The following is a 2,493-nucleotide window of genomic DNA, read 5'->3' as shown; positions in this document are numbered from 1 at the left end:
TATCGACAAAGTTATCAGCGGCGAAGGAAATACCCCCGGCAAATTTATGATGGAAATGGGCGCTCACTTCTATAATTATGTCATTGATCGCCGTCAGAACCCCGCCGACGATATTCTAACCGAGCTCGCTCAGGCGACCTACCCAGACGGCTCCTCACCCGACGATATCGATTTAGTCAAAATCATTATGTTCCTATTCGGTGCCGGGCAAGACACTAGCGCCAAACTTCTCGGTAACTCCATTCGCTACCTCGCCGAAAATCCGGAGCTACAAGAAACCTTGCGCAAGGATCGCAGCTTAATCCCGACCTTTATTGAAGAAATGCTGCGTTTAGAAGGCTCGACTAAGCTCACCTTCCGCTTAACGACCAAAACCACGAAAGTTGGCGACACCGTGATACCCGCCGGCAAGCGTGTGGTTATTGCCATGGCGGCGGCGAATCGCGATCCACGGCAATGGGAAAACCCCCACGAATTTCAACTCAATCGCAAGAAGGTCATGCAGCATGTTGGCTTCGGTCGTGGTATCCACACCTGTATTGGCGCACCACTGGCGCGGGCAGAAGTTAAAATCATACTGAATCAGTTCTTAGAGCAGACCAGCGCAATTACCTTGGCTGAGCCAAAAGCAGGAATGAAATACGAGCCAAGTTATGTCATTCGCGGCTTAAGCGAACTGAAGGTGAACTTTCAAAAATAGTGCTCGCTACACAAACAACAATAAATTGACGAGGCAAAGATGAAATCATTAGCAGGAAAGGTGGCGGTTATCACCGGCGCTGGCTCAGGTATGGGCCGAGCCGCAGTCGAAATCTTCGCCCGCGAAGGCGCGCGAATTATTGCGGTAGACATTAGCGACGCCGTATTGGATACCGCAAAAAATGTTGATGGCGAAATATTCGCTATGCAGGCCGATGTATCAAAAGAAGCTGACGTGGAGGCGATGATCGGCAAAGCCCAAAGCGAATTCGGCCAACTCGACGCGGTACTCAATGTCGCCGGTATCGCTGTGCCCGGCATGCTGATGGACGTACCATTAGAAGACTATGAACGATTAATGGCAGTCAATCTACGCGGGGTATTTCTTGGCACCAAACACGCGGTAAGGGCCATGAGGGCCTCAGGCCGTGGCGGCGCCATTATTAACTGGTCATCGCTAGGAGGAATTAACGCCTCAATGGGCACCAGTATTTACTCGGCGACGAAAGCAGGCGTGATATCCATTACCAAATCTGCGGCCATAGAAGCTGGAAAACAAGGCATTCGCGCTAACTGTCTCTGCCCTGGCTTTATCTATACCGCCATGAGTGCTGGCGGCGAGAAAATGCCCGGGATACTTGAAAAAGCCGCCTTAGGCCGTGGCGGCCAGCCCGAGGAAGTTGCTGAAGTCGCCGCTTTTTTGGCCTCGGACCGCGCGTCCTATGTTAGCGGCACAGTGATTCCGGTTGACGGTGGTTGGTCGGCAAAACTAGCCTGACATTTTGTCAGGCTCTTTCGCTGTATCAAGACCGACTTTCGTTGTTCTTTTTCAACGCAGCAACATCCCGCGTCAGCACGGCAGATTTACCACCGGAGCGCGCCAAACACTGGGTATGCTGAAACTCGTGAATATCAAAGGCAGCCTGCAATGCCGCGGGTTGCCCCATCGTATCAATCGTCTGGTTTACTACACGTTTGGCCATCATTAATGAAAACATATCCTGCGTGGCGATTTTTTCAGCCATGGCGATCGAAAACGCGGTCACTTCGGCTAAGGGCACCACTTCGTTTACCATACCGAGTTTTTCAGCTTCTAGGGCCGTGATCCGGTCGGCGGTAAACAGCATTTGCTTGGCTTTGCGTGGTCCCAGTTCCCAGGTATGTCCGTGGTATTCCACCCCAGCGATCCCCATAACAATAGTTGGATCACTAAACCAGGCATTGTCCGCAGCAATAATTAAATCGCAGGGCCAGCACAACATTAAACCCGCGGCGATACAGGCACCCTGCACCACCGCTATTGATGGCTTAGGGTTATTGCGCCAGCGGCGGCTGTATTCAAAGTAATGGGACTGCTCCCAAAGATACTGGCCAGTGATGCCGCGGTTTTCGTAGTCGAAGTTTGCAAACACATCTTTTTCTGCTTCGGGTACAGCCAAGTCATGGCCAGCTGAAAAGTTTTTGCCATTGGCCTTCAGTAAGATCACTTTTACGTCGTTATCTTTGGCGGCTTTTGTCCAGCAGGCATCCAAGTCTTCAAGCAATTGGGGATTTTGGGCATTGTGCACTTCGGGTCGATTCAATGTGATGATAGCTACTTGGTTCTTCACCTCGTAGAGAACAATTTCAGACATGGCATTAAGCTCCAAAAAAAACATGCGGGTATCACCGTGGCAATACCCGCATGTGTTAGTAATTATTTACAGTAACTATAGAGAATTATTTCTTAATAGTCACAGGCACACTGGAATAGCCGCGCACAGTACTGGTTCTAGTTCTCACCAGTTTACTTTC

3 protein-coding genes are annotated in these 2,493 nt (G+C 50.5%); 2 read left to right on the top strand and 1 reads right to left on the bottom strand.

Annotated features, from left to right (window positions below; translation table 11 throughout):
- Nucleotides 1-700, top strand: a 700-nt coding sequence (locus ABYT30_RS18370) for a cytochrome P450 (RefSeq protein ID WP_373097969.1), incomplete at its 5' end; no start/stop codon positions are given.
- Nucleotides 701-739: 39 nt separating this feature from the next.
- A complete protein-coding gene (locus tag ABYT30_RS18365) occupies nt 740-1,477 on the top strand; it encodes an SDR family NAD(P)-dependent oxidoreductase (protein WP_373097967.1) in 738 nt (245 codons plus the stop codon).
- A gap of 25 nt (nt 1,478-1,502) precedes the next feature.
- Here the strand turns inward: ABYT30_RS18365 and ABYT30_RS18360 are convergent, their stop codons facing one another.
- On the bottom strand, nt 1,503-2,333 hold the full coding sequence (locus tag ABYT30_RS18360) for an enoyl-CoA hydratase (protein WP_373082986.1): 831 nt from the start codon (nt 2,331-2,333) through the stop codon (nt 1,503-1,505).
- Nucleotides 2,334-2,493 lie beyond the last annotated feature (160 nt).

The sequence above is a fragment of the Zhongshania sp. genome, from assembly GCF_041623545.1.
Lineage (GTDB): Bacteria > Pseudomonadota > Gammaproteobacteria > Pseudomonadales > Spongiibacteraceae > Spongiibacter.
Note: the sequence above shows the minus strand (reverse complement) of the source record. Positions and strands in the feature narration are given on the sequence as shown.